This is a genomic window from Tamilnaduibacter salinus (assembly GCF_003096655.1).
GTDB classification, from domain to species: Bacteria; Pseudomonadota; Gammaproteobacteria; order Pseudomonadales; family Oleiphilaceae; genus Tamilnaduibacter; species Tamilnaduibacter salinus.
Genome location: NZ_QEKQ01000002.1, coordinates 98,321 through 114,989 on the forward strand (window position 1 = coordinate 98,321; position 16,669 = coordinate 114,989).

Here is a 16,669-nt window from a genome sequence, read left to right on the forward strand (position 1 = left end):
AGAAATGTCACATGTTCGTCATATCGTGGAAGTGCATCGTCGTTCTGGAGGTGGTGGATGATGGCTTTGACGGTACGCTGGCGAATCCTGTTGTTTGCAACGTTTTCGATCGTCTCAATCGTCACGCTTGTTTGGCTCTCGACAAACATGTCGTCCCGTGCCGGCGACGAGACCCGCCAACTGGTCCGTGAGGACATGACCGATGTCTGGCTGTTGAATGACATGAGCCGTAGCCATTACGCGCTGATGGACCTTTCTTACCGGATCAAGTCTCAACTGATGCTTTGGGACGACATCGACAAACGCTTCCGGGCCCTTCAGGCTGACATTCGCGAGCAGTGGCAGGCCGCGGCATCGAATCCGCGGCTGGCGGACTGGGTGGCATCCCACTCGGAAGCACGTCAGAAGGTGATGACGTTCCTTGATACGCTGCAGAAAAGCATTGAAGAGCGGAGTTACTACTCGGCCGGCAAAGTCGTTGATTTCGAGCTCTATCCGGCAATGGACCCTGTCATTTCCGCGATCCGGGAAGAGCTCACCATTGGCCGGGAGAAGACGGAGCAGGGCGCCAACGCACTGATCGCCTATCTGGATACGCGGAAACAGGTCATCCGGTGGGGCGCAGGCTTTGGCTTGCTGACCATCGTTCTGCTGACCTGGTGGTTGCGCCATGCAGTGATTCGCCGCCTGCGCGTTATTGCCGATAGTCTGGAAGAAATGGCCCGTAGCAATGATCTGACGCCTCGCTATCGCGTTGGCGGCCGGGACGAGGTGTCGGCTGTCGAGCAGGCGGTAAACGATCTGCTGTCACAGGTTTCCGCATTCATTGGTGACGTGCGTTCGGCGGCCCACACGCTCGAGGGACGCGCAGTGGATCTCGATCAGCAGGCTGAGTCGCTCAGTGATGCGGCTTCAGAGGCCAGCCACCAAGTGCGTGGTGTTGCTGATTCGATGAGCGTGATCGCCGGCGGGACCGCGAGCATCGAGGCCTCCGCGGATTACTCCATTCGACGCGTGACGGAGGCAGTCGATGGCAATCAGGAGGTTCAGCGCACACTGGTGGACAGTGAAGCCGCCGCTGAGCGTACCGTTGAAATCATTGAGCGGGTCGCCCAGTCAATCGAAGCACTTCGAGGCGATAGTGAGCGCATCGAGCAGGTGGTCAGTGTCATTGCAGAGATCGCCGAACAGACCAATCTGCTGGCGCTCAATGCGGCTATTGAAGCGGCCCGAGCTGGTGAACACGGCCGTGGTTTCGCCGTGGTTGCCGACGAGGTGCGGAGTCTGTCCCGGAGGACCTCGGAATCGACCGAGCAGATCCGCCAGTGGGTGGATCAGCTTGTTCGGCAGGTCGATAACGCCCACGGACGGCTCTCAGAGACGAGAGAAGCGGGCCAGACCAATCATGAGGCGCTGGCAAGTCTGAAAGAACACCTGACATCTCTGGCGAGCACGTTCTCGGAACTCAAGTCATCAAGCGCCGAGGTCAATCAGGCCATCGGCGACCAGCGCTCCGAAGCAGACCGCGTGAGTGAACGGACCCGCGGGCTTGCGGCGCAGACACAAGGTCTCGAGGATAACGTTCGTGAGACGTCGCGGGTGGGCGCTCAGCTGCGGGAACAGGCGGAATCACTAAGAGGCCTATCGGCGCAATTCCGCATCCAGTGAGGGAATACCTGCCCGGGACGTCGGCCCCGGGCAGGCAGCAGGGCATCAGCCCAATTCGCGCAGGCTCTCTTCAACGATACTGAGGCCTTCCTCAAGCAGCTCGTCTTCGATGGTGACGGGCATCAGGAACCGGATGCCGTTGCCCCAGAGGCCGCAGTTGAGCAGGATCAGCCCCTTTTCCTTGGCTTTTTTGGTCAGTGCGCCGGCTTTTTCCGCATCGGGCTGACGCGAATCCTTGTCCTTCACCAGGTCAAAGGCGGCCATCGGCCCGAGATTCCGCGCATTATCCACATAGGCAAACTCGTTCTGCCATTGATGGAAGCGCTTATTCAGCTTCTCGCCCAGAGCCTGACTTTTCTCAAGGATGTTCTCCTGTTCGATCACGTCGATCGCGGCGCAGGCTGCGGCACAGGCGGTGGGCGAGCCACTGTAGGTGCCGCCCAGGCTGTTGGGCCCGGAGGCGTCCATCATTTTGGCGTTCCCAACGACGGCGGAAATCGGCATGCCGTCGGCCATGCTCTTGGCCATGGTCATGATGTCCGCTTTCACGTTGCTGTGTTCACTGGCAAACAGCTTGCCGGTCCGACCGAACCCTGACTGCACCTCGTCGATGATCAGGGCAATACCGTTGTCGTCACAGATCTTGCGCAGCGCCTGCAGGAAACTCGGCGGGGCAATGTGGAAGCCGCCTTCGCCCTGGACCGCCTCGACCACAATGGCGGCGACGTCCTTGGCGGGAGTGTCGGCCTTGAAGACCATTTCGAGGCCGCGCAGCGCGTCTTCCTCCGTGACGCCGTAATAGGGCATCGGGAAGGGGGCGCGATAGACACCGCCCGGCATTGGTCCGAAATCGTTCTTGTAGGGTGCCACTTTGCCCGTCATGGCCAGAGTCATGAGGGTGCGCCCGTGGTAGCCACCATCAAAACAAATGACATCGGAACGACCGGTCGCACTCCGGGCGATCTTGACGGCGTTTTCCAGCGCTTCCGCACCGGCATTGAACATGCAGGCCTTGGCGTTTTCCCCGGTCACCGGGGCAATCCTGCACAGCTTCTCGGCCAGCTGAACGTATGGCGCGTAGGGCATGACGGTCTGGCAGGTGTGCATCAGCTTGTCGAGCTGATTCTTGACCGCTTCAACCACCTTGGGATGGCGGTGCCCGAGGTTCAGGACCCCGATCCCCCCGGCAAAATCAATCATCCGTTTGCCATCCGCGTCCCAGACCTGGGCGTTCTCCGCGTGATCGGCAAACTGGGTGTTGGGGCTCGCGGCGCCAAAGGCCACGTATTTTTCCTTGAGCGCTTGCAGTTCAGCGTTGTTCATTGGCGTTCTCCTCGTTGGGATGCCGTCGGTTTACCGGGTGTTCCGTGCGGCCGGCGTGTTCCGCGTCGGGGCCGGACAGAACTGTGATCAGTCTATGGGGGGACGGCCGCAGGCGTCCATAGGCCAAAGGTACCGTCATACCCCTACAACGTAGAGTGTTCAATACCGCCTTTACCAGTCTTCCGCAGGATTTTTTCGGACAGCCAGCAGGTGGCCCCGCGGTCATTCCGGGTCAAGCGTCGGTCAGCTTCTCTGATGACTTGTCGTAACGGGCCACTGGTCCGGAAGGATTCCTCCAGAGGCCCTGTTGGCGCGTATAGTGATACTAACAACAAGCGTGTGGTCAGGAAGACCCACCACAAGAACCGAACATCAGGGTTTCTTTGGTATACAGACAGGGAGGGCTCGTTATGAGCACCGTTGTTCAACGCGTCGTCGGCGTGACCGACGAACGGGACCTGGAATCGCGCTTCCGGATCGAAAACCTGCACATCAGCTGGCGCTTCGAACATGCCAGCCAGAAGCAGGCTGATCCAACGGGTCAGCGCCACCTCGCACCACTGGTCAGCTGGGAGCGGGACGGCCAGGTTTACCGGTATATCCCCCATCTGGACTTTGTCGAACGGACGTTGTCTCTGCCTCGTGTGTTGAGGCAGATCGGTTTCGTGGACGAACGCCAGTACGAGGTTGATGCAGACCGGCTTCGCCGGGTCATCAGCGAACAGCTTGGCACTCTGGGATGCGTCGCTGAAGCAGTCGCGTAGACAACCTTTACGGGTAAAGAAAAAAGGGTCGGTGTCCACCGACCCTTTTTTTGCGCATCCAGGAAACTAGGAGTCTGCGCGGTAGAAATCGTGCCAGGCGAGATCGTCCCACTGAGAGGCCATTTTGACGATCATTTGAGGCGCATAGTGGTTCTATGTAACGAAAATGAGCGCTCAAAAGGGACCGCAGTGGGGCGGTCGCAGCGGTGCGAATTTCTACCGCGCAGACTCCTAGGCGTCGGCCCCCATCGCCGCCGCGCGTTGCCGGCGGCTCTGCAGGACATCCGCATCGCTTTCCGGTCGCGGCCATCCGGCGAGGTTGTTCTCGACCAGTGACAGTAACGCCTCGATATGGCGTTCATCCGCGTTGAGCGCAGGGATATAGTGAAACGCCTTGCCCCCGGCCTCCATGAAATACTCCCGATTCTCCTGATCAATTTCCTCGATGGTTTCGAGGCAGTCGGATGAAAACCCGGGACAGAACACATCCACGCTCGTCACACCCTGTTCCGGCAAGGATTTCATCGTCTCGTCGGTGTACGGCTGCAGCCACTCCTCACGACCGAAGCGGGACTGAAACGTGGTCATCCACTCTGTGTCGTCCAGCCCCAGCCTCTCGGCGAGAAGTCGCGACGTCTTGTGGCATTCGCAATGATACGGGTCGCCATTGAGCAGGTAGCGCTTGGGAATGCCGTGGTATGAGAGGATCAGCTTCTGGGGCCGTTGGCCGCGCTCCTGCCAGCGTGTCTCGATGTGCCGGGCCATGGCTTCAATATAGGGCTCATGGTCGTGGTAATGCGTGACAAACCGGAACTCTGGCAGCCACCGCCGTCGGGTGAAGTCTGCCGCAATGGCATCAAAGGTTGAGGCGGTCGTGGAGGCCGAATACTGCGGGTACAGCGGCAGAACCAGCAGACGACGAACGCCTTGCTGCTGAAGCTCTTCCAGTACCGAGGCGATGGAGGGCGACCCGTAGCGCATGGCGAAGGCGACCACGATATCGTCACCGTGGCGCGCCCTGAGGCGTTCACTGAGCCGGTCTCGTTGTTCCGCCGTATAGGTCAGCAGAGGGGAACCCGCCGGCTCCCACACATTGGCGTACGCCTCGGCCGAACGCTTGGGGCGGAACCGCAGAATGATGCCGTGCAGAATCAGGCGCCAGAGCAGACGAGGGGCCTCCACGACGCGTGGGTCCGCCAGAAACTCGCCGAGGTACCGCCGCAGAGCGGATTTGGTTGGGGCATCGGGCGTGCCCAGGTTGGTGATCAGTACCCCCGTTTTCTCGGGTTGGTCATGACGAAACCCGGTTGGCCCCCGATACGACATTCGATGTTTTCCTCTCACTGTGATGATGTGTCACACCCATTACGAATGGGCGTCTGACCGGGATCAGTCCCGGCGGCGTTGGACGAGTCGCGGACGCAGAGGCGTCAGGTCATAGCCGGCCCTGCCGGCGGTAGCCAGAAGGTCATCCGCATCATGTGTGGCAGCACGCGATAGCGCCCAGAGCACGGAGCACCGCATGCCACTCCGGCAAAACGCGAGGATGGGGCCCTCTGCCTTTTCAAGCAATGGAGAGAATTGATCGGCATCATCGTCCGTCACATTGCCGGATTGGACCGGCAGATAGTGCCAGGCCATACCATGATTGCGGGCGGCCTCGGCGATCTCCGCCATCGCCGGCTGGCCGGGTTGTTCATTGTCCGGTCGGTTGGCGATCAGGGTCCGGAATCCGGCTTCGGCAAGGGTGGCAACGTCTTCAGGCGCGATCTGCCCGGCCACGCTCAGCTGATCATCGAGTTTGTGCACATTCATCGCCGTCTCCTTGATTCATCGGTAATTGGCGACAGTGTAACGGATGTGATGACCCATGGGAGCCGCAGGAACCTACGAGAAGTCCCTGATGCGGTGATGCCCGAGGCTTACCGGGGAAAATAGGCGGTGTGGTCGGTTCGCCTTGTCGCACCAGACTCCTAGTCAATTCCTTAAGGGATGGGGCTGAAAAAAGCCCGGCGCGGGAGGCCGGGCAATGCGTGCGAGTAGTATCCATGAAAGACTTCCAGACAGACCGGTATCAGCGGGGACACCGATCACTTTCAGTATTGGTCAGAATATGAACACTGCAAGTCTTCCTGTACGTTTTCTGAAACGAATTTTGAATAAGGAATGGCTATTGATATAGCCGGTGAGGATGCACGTCCCGAAGCCGGTCTTGTTATACTGACCCCAGGAAGCGGTACCACGAGCGTCCCGCCTTGTCAGAACCGATCCGGCCGATCAGGGCCGTGGAAGTGGAAGTTATGAGCGATCATGAGAAAGACACACCGTCCTCCGGGGCTGACCATGACAAAGACGCCCAGTTGGCCGGGCGCATCAAGGATTCTGCTCGTCAGATCTGGCTGGCGGGTCTGGGTGCGTACACCAAGGCCGAGGAAGACGCCGGCAAGTTCTTTGATCGACTGGTGAATGAAGGCGAGGAGTTGGAGAACAAGACCCGCGGTGTCGTGGAGCGGCATGTGAAGAACGTGGAAGGCCGCGTCGGCGAGGTAAAGGACCGGGCGACCGGTACCTGGGATCGCCTGGAGGGACTGTTCGACCAGCGGGTTTCCGGTGCCTTGCGTCGGCTTGGCATCCATCGCCGCGAGGACATCGAGGCGCTGGAGGAGCGTATTGCGACGCTGGAGGCGGAGATTGAGGCGCTGAAGAAAAATCAGGACTCGTGAACCGCCATTCCCTTTCCAATGCAGCCGAACATTCATGTTCGGAGCGGCCTGCAAGGCTGCCGATCGCATATGCCTGGCCGGTTGTTTTGTTGGAGCCTGACGGCTCGTCCGAACAAAAATGCTCGGCTACACGGTTTGCGTCAGAAGTCGCAGCCTCTACAAATAATCATCCGCCAACAACCGCACCTGCAACTGGCCATCCTCGGTGAGGTAGGGGGTAAGCAGCGTCAGAACCTGAAACACCCCCTGTCCCAGATCGATCCGGTTCCGGGTGTTCAGGTGTGAAAGCATCTCGTAACTGACCCAGTAGCAAAGCGTCAGGCCCATCTGCTGGCAGAGGGCGTCCCGGGTCTGGTCGTCCGTCGTCATGACGCCCTGAGCCCGAAGACTGTCGATGATCGTCCGAAACGCCCGGATCTTCTGATCCATGATCCCGGTAAACCGTTTCTGAAGCGCCGTATGACGGGACAGCACGTTCACCAGGTCCTGATAAAGGAAGCGGTAGCGGGCGATGGCCTCAAACGTCAGGTGTGTGAACAGGGCCACTTGTTCGAGGCTGATGACGGCGTCCTCCGGAACGTCCAGCAGATCGTCCATTTCGCCCTGGTAGTGGCCGAACAGCTCCGTGACGATGTCACCCTTGCTCTTGAAGTGGTAGTAGAGGTTGCCCGGGCTGATTGACATCTCCTCGGAAATGAGCAGCGTGGTGACGTTTGGCTCGCCGATGTCGTTGAACAGCCTCAGGCTGGTCTCCAGGATTCGGTCCCGGGTTTTCACCTTCATGGGTTACCCCGCCCCAAACAGGACTCTAGGAGTCTGCGCGATAGAAAGTCGCACCGCTGCGACCGCCCCACTGCGGTCCCTTTTGAGCGCTCGATTTCGTTACATAGAACCACTATGCGCCTCAGATGCCCGTCAAAATGGCCTCGCAGTGGGACGATCTCGCCTGGCACGATTTCTACCGCGCAGACTCCTAGAGATCAAATTCCGCCCAGATCGGGCAATGGTCCGATGGGCGTTCCATGGCCCGGATATCATAGGACACGCCAGCGGCTTTTGCCCTGGGCAGCAGCCCACGGCTGGCCATGATCAGGTCGATTCGAAGCCCTCGGCGTGGGTCCCGTTCGAAGCCACGGCTGCGGTAGTCAAACCAGCTGAAGGTGTTGTCTTCATCGGGATAGAGGTTACGGAACACGTCCGTCAGGCCCCACTGCTCAACCCAGGTGAGCCATTCCCGTTCCTCCGGCAGAAAGCTGCACTTGCCATCCCGCAACCAGCGTTTGCGGTTCTGCTCACCGATACCAATATCAATGTCCTGCGGGGAGATGTTCATATCCCCCATGACGATGACCGGGTCGTCCGGGTTCGTCTCGCGCTCCAGAAACGTCATCAGGTCTTTGTAGAACGTTTCCTTGGCGGGGAATTTGGTCGGATGGTCCCGACTTTCGCCCTGGGGGAAATAGCCATTGATCACGGTCACGGTCTGACCGCCGACCGGGTAGCGGGCGGTGATCAGTCGGCGCTGGGCCTCCTCGTCATCCCAGGGGTATCCCTTCTGCACACCGTCCGCCGGGATTTTTGACAGCAACGCAACGCCATAATGCGTCTTCTGGCCGTGGCAATGCGGCTCGTATCCCATGGCCCGAATGTCGTCGACCGGAAACTGATCGTCGGTCACCTTGGTTTCCTGAAGGCCTATCACATCCGGCTGATAGGTATCAATCACGGCCTGGAGTTGATGGAGGCGGGTGCGAATGCTGTTGACGTTGAAGGAGACAAGGATCATGGGCGCGCGTCATCCTGTTTCTGGGTGATTGCACCGGAGTCTATCACAGAGAGTTTTCGCTGGCGGATCACCGCCTTGCGGGCAGCCGCTGCAAGCTCCTTCGCGATGAGACACCAACGACCGGACACGGTGTCCGTCAGATCAGCGGGCAGGGTGGCCGGCTGGTGCCGTAGCGGATGTGGGCGACGTAATTGTTGTCATCACTCTGGCGGATGTTCGTGAGTCCGAGGTAATCCGTCAGACGGCCCTGCTGGTCAAAGCCCAGCGTGATGGGGTCCACCAGCCAACGAAGAATCATTCCGCTGGGCCGGATACGGACCGTCAGGTGGGCGTCGATCGCGTCGCTGTCGGTCGGTTCAGCAACGAACGCATAGTGTTCTCCCCGCGTCGGGCCCATGAAGCGGAAGTCGACGTTACGGCCACTGTTCAGTGACTGCCAGTTGGCCTGGATGAAATGGACGAAGCCGGCATCGATGACCACGTCGTCATTGATCCCAACCTCGAACGTTTCTGTCTCGCCGGCGGGTGTCTGCCAGTCAATTCTGGCGTCGGTGTCACCACGATTGGTCAATTGCATACGCTCATCGAACGGCGGCTGGCGAAAATCGAACGATGGCCTCAGTGGCGATTCTTCATAGGCCAAAGATTTGGTGCCAATGACGGTGTCTTCCGTCGTCGAGCGGTAGACCACCTCATGCTGCCGGGGACGGAAGCGCTCACCGCATTCACCACGCAGGGTGTGGGATTCGGTGTAGGTGGGGGTGCCGTCCACCATGGCGGTGCCGGTGAAGGTGTATTCCGCGGCGCAGAGGCCGGCCGGAAGCAGGACGACGACAGCGGTGACCCCTTGAAGCACTTGACGCATCATCATGACGGTACCAGCTCCGGATAGCGGCGTTGGCGGAGCGCCATCAGCGCGGGGAACACAGTCCCCCAGCCGATGGCGAGAGCAATGAGGCTCGGAATCAGATCTGGGAATGCGACGGGACCGATGCGGGTCGCGCTCCAATAGGCGAAGGGTCCGGCGATTGGTGCCAGCGCGAAGGGCAGCCACCGCCGGGATCCCATCCAGGCCAGCGAATGGGCAAGCGTGGTCATGAACACCGCCCAGAGACCAATCAGCCAGGCGGGCACCCACAACGGCACAGGGCCAGGCTGGCTCAGGAATCCCAACTGGAACCAGAGGCCATCAACCAGTGAACCGATGAGGGTTCCCATCAGAATGAACTCCAGCTCGCGTGTGCGATGCTGACTGACGACAACCAGATGCACCCCGACGATAGCGAAGGCCACGGCCGTCGATAACCAGCCCGGATATATCACGCACAGCAGCCAGCCGATCTGGAAAATAATGAAATTGAAGGCGTTGCGGGCGCCGGAGTGGTGAATCATGGCGTCAGAATGGTGTCCTGCTGATTGAACGGTTTGGCGAACACGATCTGGGAGACGCCGATTGCGCGCTCCGAGAATCCGGCTTCGCAGTAACAGAAATAGAACGTCCAGAGTCGCAGGAAGGCCTCGTCGTACCCGAGCCCCCGAATCCGGTCCCGGTTGGCGACGAAGCGGTCACGCCAGTCCCGCAGGGTTCGCGCGTAGTGAAAACCAACATCCTCGGAGTGCGTCAAGGTCAGATCGGTTCCGGTCCGGACGGCGTCCAGCATGGCACCGAATGACGGAATGAAACTGCCAGGGAAGATGAACCGCTGGATGAAGTCCACATTCTTCAGCGCCCGCTGGTAGCGTTGCTCCGGCATGTTGATCGCCTGGACCAGTGCCAGGCCATCCGGTTTGAGCAGGTGACTGATCTGACGGAAGTAACTATCGAGGAATTGCGGGCCGACTGCCTCGATCATCTCGATCGATACCAGCTTGTCGAACTGCCCTGTCAGATCCCGGTAATCATCAAAGAGCAGGGTGACGCGGTCTCCCAGTCCTTCTTCCTCAATCCGGGCGCGTGCGCGATCAAACTGTTCGCGTGAGATGGTAGTGGTCGTGACATGACAGCCGTAGTGGCGGGCGGCATGCAACGCAAAGCCGCCCCAGCCGGTGCCAATCTCCACCACCGAATCGCCAGGCTGCAGATCGAGCTTCCTGCAGATGCGGTCGAGCTTGAATACGGCGGCCTCGTCGAGACTGGCGTCCGCGCTGGGGTAAATGGCCGAGGAGTACATCATCTGCGGATCGAGAAACGTCTCGAACAGCGCGTTTCCAAGGTCGTAATGCGCCTCAATGTTCTTGCGCGAACCGCTCCGACTGTTCCGGTTCATCCAGTGCAGGGCCTTGAGGGTGGGCTTGGTTACCCAGCTGAACCGGTCCTCGAAAGCATTCATCTGGTCCACATTCCGCGTAAAGAACCGCAACAATGCCGTCAGATCCGGCGTGCTCCAGTCCCCCGCCACATACGCCTCCGCGGCACCGATGCTGCCGCCGGTGAGGATATCCCTCCAGGCGGACGCGTCATGGATTGTCAGCTCCGCTTCCGGCCAGGCAAGGCCATCATCGCCGAACACGGCATCGGGCCGACCGCCTTCACGGACGGTCAGGCGCCCGTGACTGAGGCGCTCGAACTGACTGAAAACCAGGCGGCGTGCCCAGTCATTGGTGAGCGATGATCGTTCTGGAACGGCGGCGGTGTTCAGTTTCTCCATGATGTGACTCTGCCTGTAACGGATGATGATTCGTCGTGAACGGCACAGCCCTGATCGTCGGACCCCTGCCGGTAGGCGGCATCGGACGCCGCGCGCTTGTCTGGATGAGTACGAAAGAGGGCGCCTTTCAGTTTAAGTCGAAGGGCATGCCAGTAGATGCCGGCGGCGACCTTTAAAGTCTCTGCGGGGAATCGACGCAGATGCCGGTGAAGCGCCCGCCGGGTGAGCGGCTCTCGATCAAGGGACAGGGTCGCGTCAAACTGTTTGAAGCCGTCCTGATACACGTTCATGTGGATATGGATGGCCCCTGGCTTGAAGGCGAACACCCATTGGTAGTCCTGGGCCATGTCGTTGAATGGGGAGACGTGGAAGCGTTTGCTGAAACGATACTGGCAGCTCCGCCAGCCCGAGTCGCTCTCGTGAACCGGCCCGCCCTCAAGGCAGTAAAGGTGCCGCTCGCCCCAGGGAGTGTTGGTGATCTCAGAGGCAATCACCCTTGGTACAGAACCATCTCCTGGTCTGTCATGGCGCGTGTAGCAGCAGTAGAAGCTCACCGGGTTGAAAATCGCGCCCAGGTAGCGGGGGTGAGTGATGAGCTGAATGGCCCCATCCGGTCTCCAGCCGGTTGCCTGTTCGACCTGATCCCGGACAGCGGCATCCAGATCGGGATTGTCCGGGCGGAAGTAATCCGCCCGGCGAAGAGACAGCCAGTTGAAGCGTTCAAGAGACAGGAGGCGACTCAGGCGCGGAATGGTTGCCCACTCTGACAGGTCAATGGCGAACATGCCGGTGTGATAGTCGAACCCGTGATGCACCGGAGTGAACCGCCGATGCCGGATGCGCCCGTGAAGCCACTGACTCTTCAGCCCGCTCATGAATCAATACCAATCCCAAAGGCGTCGGTCACGCGTAAGGCGCTTCTAACACCGTCTTCATGGAATCCATTGAACCAGTAGGCACCGCAGAAGTGTGTCCGGTTTCGGTTTCCGATCCGCTCGTAACGCCCCTGCGCGTCGACGGCTTCCAACGTGAACAGCGGGTGCGCATACTGATAACGCTGGATAACCCGCGCCGGGTCGACATCATGGTTACGGTTGAGCGTCACACAGAACGTCTCCGGCGCATCCTGAAAATTCTGCAAAATGTTCATGTTGTAGGTGACCGAGACCGGCTGGGTGCCATGATCGGGGATGAAATAGTTCCAGGCGGCCCACGCCCGCCGATTGGAAGGCAGCACCGAGTCATCCGTATGAAGAACCACATCGTTGTCCTGATAGGGAATCGCCCCCAGAATCGACCGCTCATCGTCGGTCGGGTCCGAGAGCAGCGCTAGCGCCTGATCGCTGTGGCAGGCGAAAACGACCTCATCGAACGTGGCCTCATCGTCGTCCGTTCGGACGACCACCCGGTCAGGGTGTCGATCCACCTGCCGGACGGGCGTGTTGAGATGCAGCCGATCCCCAATACGATCCATCATCCGGTCGATGTAGCGCTCTGAGCCGCCACTGATCACCCGCCAGGTGGGCCGATCGTCCACCGATAGCATGCCATGGTTATTAAAGAACTGGAGAAAGAAACGCACCGGGAATTGCTCCAGCACCATCTCCGGCGCCGACCAGATCGCGGCCCCCATCGGGACGATGTAGAAATCGCGAAAATAGCGGGAGTAGCCGTTTCGGTTCAGGTACTCGCCAATGGTTTCAGAATCCCGGATGCGGCCTGCCTCGAGGTCTTGGCGGGTTTCCCGGTTAAAGCGCAGGATTTCGCGAACCATGTTCAGAAATCGGGGATTGACCAGGTTGCCCCGTTGGGCAAACAGCGTGTTCAGGCTGGTGCCGTTGTACTGTAACCCGGTGCAGGCATCGTCGACACTGAAACTCATGACGCTTTCCTCGGACGCCACGCCAAGGCGGTCCATCAGCCGTATGAAGTTCGGGTAAGTCCAGTCGTTATAGACGATGAACCCGGTATTCACCGGCCAGGACCGCCCGCCCAGCTCGACCGTTTCGGTATTGGTATGACCGCCGGCGGTGTCGCCCGCTTCAAACAGGGTGACGTCGTGGTGCCCCGTCAGGAGCCAGCCGGCCGTCAGTCCGGAGACACCGGTCCCGATCACGGCAATCCGCTTGGGGCTCGTCATGACGACGCCCCGTCTTCGGACCGGGCCATACGGGCCGCCAGGGCGTCCGCCCACCGCCGGGGGAGTAACCTCAGTAATTTGAGCGTGACCGTGAACGGCTTCGGGAAGTCGATACGGTTCCGTCCCTGACGGAGCCCCTTCACGATACGTTGGGCGGCGTCATCGGCCTCAATGAGGAATGGCATGGGGAAGTCATTCTGGTCTGTCAGCGGTGTTTTCACAAAGCCGGGTGAGACGACGGTGACGCCGATGCCTTCGGCCGCCAGATCCGCACGCAGCGATTCGGCGAAATACGTCAGGCCGGCCTTGGACGCACCATAACCCTCCGCACGGGCAAACGGGAACCACCAGGCGGACGAACTGACGATGACCAGTCTGGCAGGGAGCCCCTCGTCCCGGGCCGCCCGGAGCGCCGGAAGGACGGTCTCGACACTGTAGGCGGTCCCCAACAAGTTGGTGCGAACGTTGTTTTCGATGATGTCCGCATCAAAGCGGCGCACATCCAGGTACTCGCAGGTGCCCGCGTTGAGAATGGCCATTTGGACCGGATGCTGGCGGTCAAGCGTGTCCTGGATCCGTGCAAGGTCGTCCCGGCTGGTTGTATCGGCCGGCGCGACGGTCACTTTACCGGACGGCCCCTGGCCAAGAGCTTCGAGCGTTTCGCGTCTCCGGCTGGTGGCGATCAGATGATGCCCGTCGGCGAGCAGTGCCCGGGCCAGGCTGTCGCCTATGCCGGAAGACGCGCCAGTGAGCCAGATCGTCGTCGGTTGTGAAAGCCACTGTGTCATGCTGCGTGTTTCCTCAGCCAACGAACGGCCGCACCGAGCACGGGCACATTCTCATAAAGAAGCTGGCCCGCATCGAAGTAATCCCGGTGGCGGACGATGCGGTCATTGTCAATCGTGAGCCAGCTCATGCCATCCACGGCAATCGGCTCACCCCCTCGGATGCGGCGATGCTGCAGATGCATGGTCCAACTCACGCATGCCGTGGTTCCGGATCGGATCGTCTCTTCGAATGTGAACCGGCACTGGATGACATTCGCGTACGCCCCTTCGAAGTACGTTGCCAGCTCTTCACGGCCTGATAGTGTGGTGAAGGGATCGGTGAATACGACGTCCGGCCCGTAGACGGACGCCAGATCCCCTTTGGTGTCCGATGACATCGAGTTGAATAACCAACAGAATCGCTCAAGGCAATCAGCGTTCTGGTTCATGCCGTGGTTCTCCCCTGACGTTGGCGGTCGCGCTCCAGCGTTTCCTGCCGGATCGACTCCGGTACCGGGTTAAGGTCGTGGATCACACCGAGTTTCTCAAGACCGGCGAGCAGGTAGTAGGTCATGTCCACTTCATACCAGCGGAATCCCTGACGGGCTGACCGGGGCCAGCGATGGTGATTGTTGTGCCAGCCTTCTCCCAGCGTGATCAGCGCCAGCCAGAAGTTATTCCGGCTGTCGTCTTCGGTATCAAACCGTCGAGACCCCCAGACATGCGCCAGGGAGTTGATCGACACGGTGGCGTGGAATAGCGCGACGGTCGAGATGAAAAAGCCCCAAACCACCAGTTGCGGCCCTGTGGTACCAAGCCCGGGTGCCCAGGCCGCCAGGGCCTCGCCCAACGCATAGAAAAGGGCAATACACGAGAGCGGCACGAGCGAATCAAAGCGGTTCAGGAACCGCAACTCGGGAAACCGTGCCCAATCCCGCACCCGGTGTTCCTGGGTCTGGAAGCCGGCGTCACAGGTGAACCAGCCGACATGGGACCACCAGAAGCCGCCCTGTTTCGGCGAGTGAAGATCATCCGGCGTGTCCGAATACTGGTGATGGTGGCGGTGATGGGCTGCCCACCACAGAGGACCGCGTTGAGCGGCGCTGCACCCCAAAACGGCGAAAACGAACTGCCAGGCCCGACCGGTCCGGAATGTCCGATGGGCGAAGTACCGGTGGTAGAAGCCCGTGATTGCGAACATCCGGAGGAAGAAGAAGGCAACCGCGAACCCGATGGCGAATGAGCTGGCGCCGGTGAAAATGGCCAACAGGCAGAGCACGTGAAGCGCGATGAACGGCAGCACCCGCAGGATATTGAACGATCGGCTGTCGCTATCGAGGTGATCCGACTGTGCTTCGGTATCGAACCACCGCAATATGCTGACAAACCAGGTCTGTACTCGAGTCATGGGAAATAAAGTCCTCGGTGTCATACGTAATCGGGGCGGGCCCGCTTTGGGCCTGTCCGGTGATCGGTACGGATCGCTCAACTGACTGGATGCATCACTATTATGACCATTTCTCGTGATCTTAGCGGAATTTTACGACGGGTTGCCGTCATCGGTTCAGGTATGGCGGGTCTGACGGCCGGCCTGATGCTCCGTGACCGCGGCGTGGCGGTGACCGTTTTCGAAAAAAGCCGCGGTCCGGGCGGTCGCCTGGCATCGAAGCGGGTTGACGGTGGGAGCCTGGATATCGGTGCCCAGTACTTCACAGTCCGCGACCCCGGTTTTCGTGCGTTCCTTGACCACCATACCGGTCCGGGCCAGTACGGGGCATGGCAGGCCCGTCTGTCCTATGAACGCCCGGACGGGCACTGGGAGTCGTTCCATGAGGCCGAACGTTGGGTGGGAATGCCGCGGATGACGGCGATATCGAGAGCGTTGTCGCAGGGGCTGGACTGTTGTTTTGAGACCCGGATTCACTCGATTGTCCGGCGCAAGGACGGTGCCTGGTGCCTGATCGGCCCGGATGGCGAGCAGCAGGGCGATTTTGATGCGGTTCTGGTCACGGCACCGCCGGAACAGGCCCGCGGGTTGCTGTCCGAGAGCAACCTGTGGCTGGCGGACGATCCCGTCTTCCATGAGCGCCCGCTGGCACCGTGCTGGGCGGTTGGCGTGCACTTCCCGGTGCCGACAGGCCTAGGGATGGATGGTATGTCGACACAGCACCATGCGCTCCAGTGGGCTGCCAACAATTCCAGTAAACCCGACCGGGATGAAGCAGGGGAGTGGTGGGTTCTTCACGGGCGCGCCGAATGGTCGGAGGCGAACCGGGCGAGCGATCCGGACACTGTGATCGAAACGTTGCTGGAGGCATTCACCGAAAAGACGGGTTTCCGCGGGGTGCCGGATGAGGTTCTGGCGCACCGCTGGCTTTACGCCCGGGAAACGGCCCGGGACGACGGGCCGCTGTACAAATGGTTTGACGATCACGGGATCGGGGTTTGCGGTGACTGGCTGTCTTCCGGCCGGGTTGAAGGGGCGTGGGCCAGTGCGAGTGCGCTGGTTGATCGAATCCTGAAGACAGCGACCAACGGGTAAGGCGCATCGCGAATCCAACGTAGCCGAACATTTTGAGGGTGTTGTCAAAGGCGCCGCCCAGCGGTTACTCCGTTGTCTGATCGGGATCGGCTGGTGGTCATTGCCGGAGGAGCGACAGGGATGTCGCGGTCGCATTTGGCGTCAGGGACGACCATCAAATGCAGCGTAGGCAATGACCGCCAGCCGGTCCCAGGCACCGTGTTTGCGAACAGAGATCGGTCGCCCTGGCGGGCGACTCCGAAGTTGGAGACATCGGCCACATTGGTTTGGCAACACCCTCTGAATATCCGTCGACGTTGCCTTACGGA

General features: G+C 60.2%; 17 protein-coding genes. 4 read left to right on the forward strand and 13 right to left on the reverse strand.

Translation table 11 applies throughout. The annotated features are described in order from the left end of the window. The first annotated feature begins 57 nt into the window (after positions 1–57). Positions 58–1,668 (forward strand): methyl-accepting chemotaxis protein, encoded by a 1,611-nt coding sequence (locus C8D92_RS03070; RefSeq protein ID WP_228151259.1) that lies wholly within the window; start codon positions 58–60, stop codon positions 1,666–1,668. Between the two features lie 45 nt (positions 1,669–1,713). Here C8D92_RS03070 and gabT read toward each other — a convergent pair whose 3' ends face one another. Then, positions 1,714–2,991, reverse strand: a complete 1,278-nt coding sequence (gabT, locus tag C8D92_RS03075) for a 4-aminobutyrate--2-oxoglutarate transaminase (protein WP_095611786.1) — start codon at positions 2,989–2,991, stop codon at positions 1,714–1,716. Positions 2,992–3,401: 410 nt separating this feature from the next. Here gabT and C8D92_RS03080 point away from each other — a divergent pair, with 410 nt between their 5' ends. Then, positions 3,402–3,755, forward strand: a complete 354-nt coding sequence (locus C8D92_RS03080; protein ID WP_095611785.1) for a hypothetical protein — start codon at positions 3,402–3,404, stop codon at positions 3,753–3,755. 231 nt (positions 3,756–3,986) lie between these two features. On the opposite strand, the gene hemH is transcribed toward C8D92_RS03080, so the two are convergent. Continuing rightward, positions 3,987–5,081 (reverse strand): ferrochelatase, encoded by a 1,095-nt coding sequence (hemH, locus tag C8D92_RS03085; RefSeq protein ID WP_095612041.1) that lies wholly within the window; start codon positions 5,079–5,081, stop codon positions 3,987–3,989. Between the two features lie 63 nt (positions 5,082–5,144). After that, the gene (locus C8D92_RS03090) at positions 5,145–5,570 is read right to left on the reverse strand and encodes a protein tyrosine phosphatase family protein (RefSeq protein WP_116918384.1); all 426 of its coding nucleotides are present in this window, start codon (positions 5,568–5,570) and stop codon (positions 5,145–5,147) included. Between the two features lie 485 nt (positions 5,571–6,055). Here C8D92_RS03090 and C8D92_RS03095 point away from each other — a divergent pair, with 485 nt between their 5' ends. After that, positions 6,056–6,478: a phasin family protein gene (locus tag C8D92_RS03095; RefSeq protein ID WP_095612249.1), complete on the forward strand. Its 423-nt coding sequence runs from the start codon at positions 6,056–6,058 to the stop codon at positions 6,476–6,478. 156 nt (positions 6,479–6,634) lie between these two features. Here C8D92_RS03095 and C8D92_RS03100 read toward each other — a convergent pair whose 3' ends face one another. The 10 genes from C8D92_RS03100 to C8D92_RS03145 all read right to left on the reverse strand — a co-directional run bounded on the left by C8D92_RS03100 (position 6,635) and on the right by C8D92_RS03145 (position 15,227). Further along, positions 6,635–7,261 carry a TetR/AcrR family transcriptional regulator gene (locus tag C8D92_RS03100; protein WP_095612248.1) on the reverse strand — a complete coding sequence of 209 codons (627 nt, stop codon included), beginning with the start codon at positions 7,259–7,261 and terminating at the stop codon, positions 6,635–6,637. Between the two features lie 190 nt (positions 7,262–7,451). Further along, positions 7,452–8,264 (reverse strand): exodeoxyribonuclease III, encoded by an 813-nt coding sequence (gene xthA / locus C8D92_RS03105; RefSeq protein ID WP_095612351.1) that lies wholly within the window; start codon positions 8,262–8,264, stop codon positions 7,452–7,454. A 136-nt stretch (positions 8,265–8,400) separates the two neighbouring features. Further along, entirely contained in the window at positions 8,401–9,135 is a 735-nt protein-coding gene (locus C8D92_RS03110; protein WP_228151315.1) for a hypothetical protein, read from the reverse strand. After that, positions 9,132–9,656 (reverse strand): DUF2878 domain-containing protein, encoded by a 525-nt coding sequence (locus C8D92_RS03115; RefSeq protein WP_095612350.1) that lies wholly within the window; start codon positions 9,654–9,656, stop codon positions 9,132–9,134. Before C8D92_RS03115 ends, C8D92_RS03110 begins: the two co-directional genes overlap by 4 nt. Next, the gene (locus C8D92_RS03120; RefSeq protein WP_095612349.1) at positions 9,653–10,912 is read right to left on the reverse strand and encodes an SAM-dependent methyltransferase; all 1,260 of its coding nucleotides are present in this window, start codon (positions 10,910–10,912) and stop codon (positions 9,653–9,655) included. The genes C8D92_RS03115 and C8D92_RS03120 overlap by 4 nt, the downstream gene beginning before the upstream one ends. Continuing rightward, a complete protein-coding gene (locus C8D92_RS03125; RefSeq protein WP_228151314.1) occupies positions 10,900–11,787 on the reverse strand; it encodes a DUF1365 domain-containing protein in 888 nt (295 codons plus the stop codon). Before C8D92_RS03125 ends, C8D92_RS03120 begins: the two co-directional genes overlap by 13 nt. Continuing rightward, a complete protein-coding gene (locus tag C8D92_RS03130; RefSeq protein WP_095612348.1) occupies positions 11,784–13,052 on the reverse strand; it encodes an NAD(P)/FAD-dependent oxidoreductase in 1,269 nt (422 codons plus the stop codon). The genes C8D92_RS03125 and C8D92_RS03130 overlap by 4 nt, the downstream gene beginning before the upstream one ends. Then, entirely contained in the window at positions 13,049–13,840 is a 792-nt protein-coding gene (locus C8D92_RS03135) for an SDR family NAD(P)-dependent oxidoreductase (protein ID WP_095612347.1), read from the reverse strand. The genes C8D92_RS03130 and C8D92_RS03135 overlap by 4 nt, the downstream gene beginning before the upstream one ends. Then, complete coding sequence (locus tag C8D92_RS03140) at positions 13,837–14,268, reverse strand: nuclear transport factor 2 family protein (RefSeq protein ID WP_095612346.1); 432 nt, start codon at positions 14,266–14,268, stop codon at positions 13,837–13,839. The genes C8D92_RS03135 and C8D92_RS03140 overlap by 4 nt, the downstream gene beginning before the upstream one ends. Next, positions 14,265–15,227, reverse strand: coding sequence for an acyl-CoA desaturase (locus tag C8D92_RS03145; RefSeq protein WP_095612345.1), 963 nt, complete (start codon positions 15,225–15,227; stop codon positions 14,265–14,267). The genes C8D92_RS03140 and C8D92_RS03145 overlap by 4 nt, the downstream gene beginning before the upstream one ends. A gap of 162 nt (positions 15,228–15,389) precedes the next feature. On the opposite strand from C8D92_RS03145, the gene C8D92_RS03150 reads away from it, so the two are divergent. Beyond that, positions 15,390–16,361, forward strand: coding sequence for an NAD(P)/FAD-dependent oxidoreductase (locus C8D92_RS03150; protein WP_095612344.1), 972 nt, complete (start codon positions 15,390–15,392; stop codon positions 16,359–16,361). The last annotated feature ends 308 nt before the right edge of the window (positions 16,362–16,669 follow it).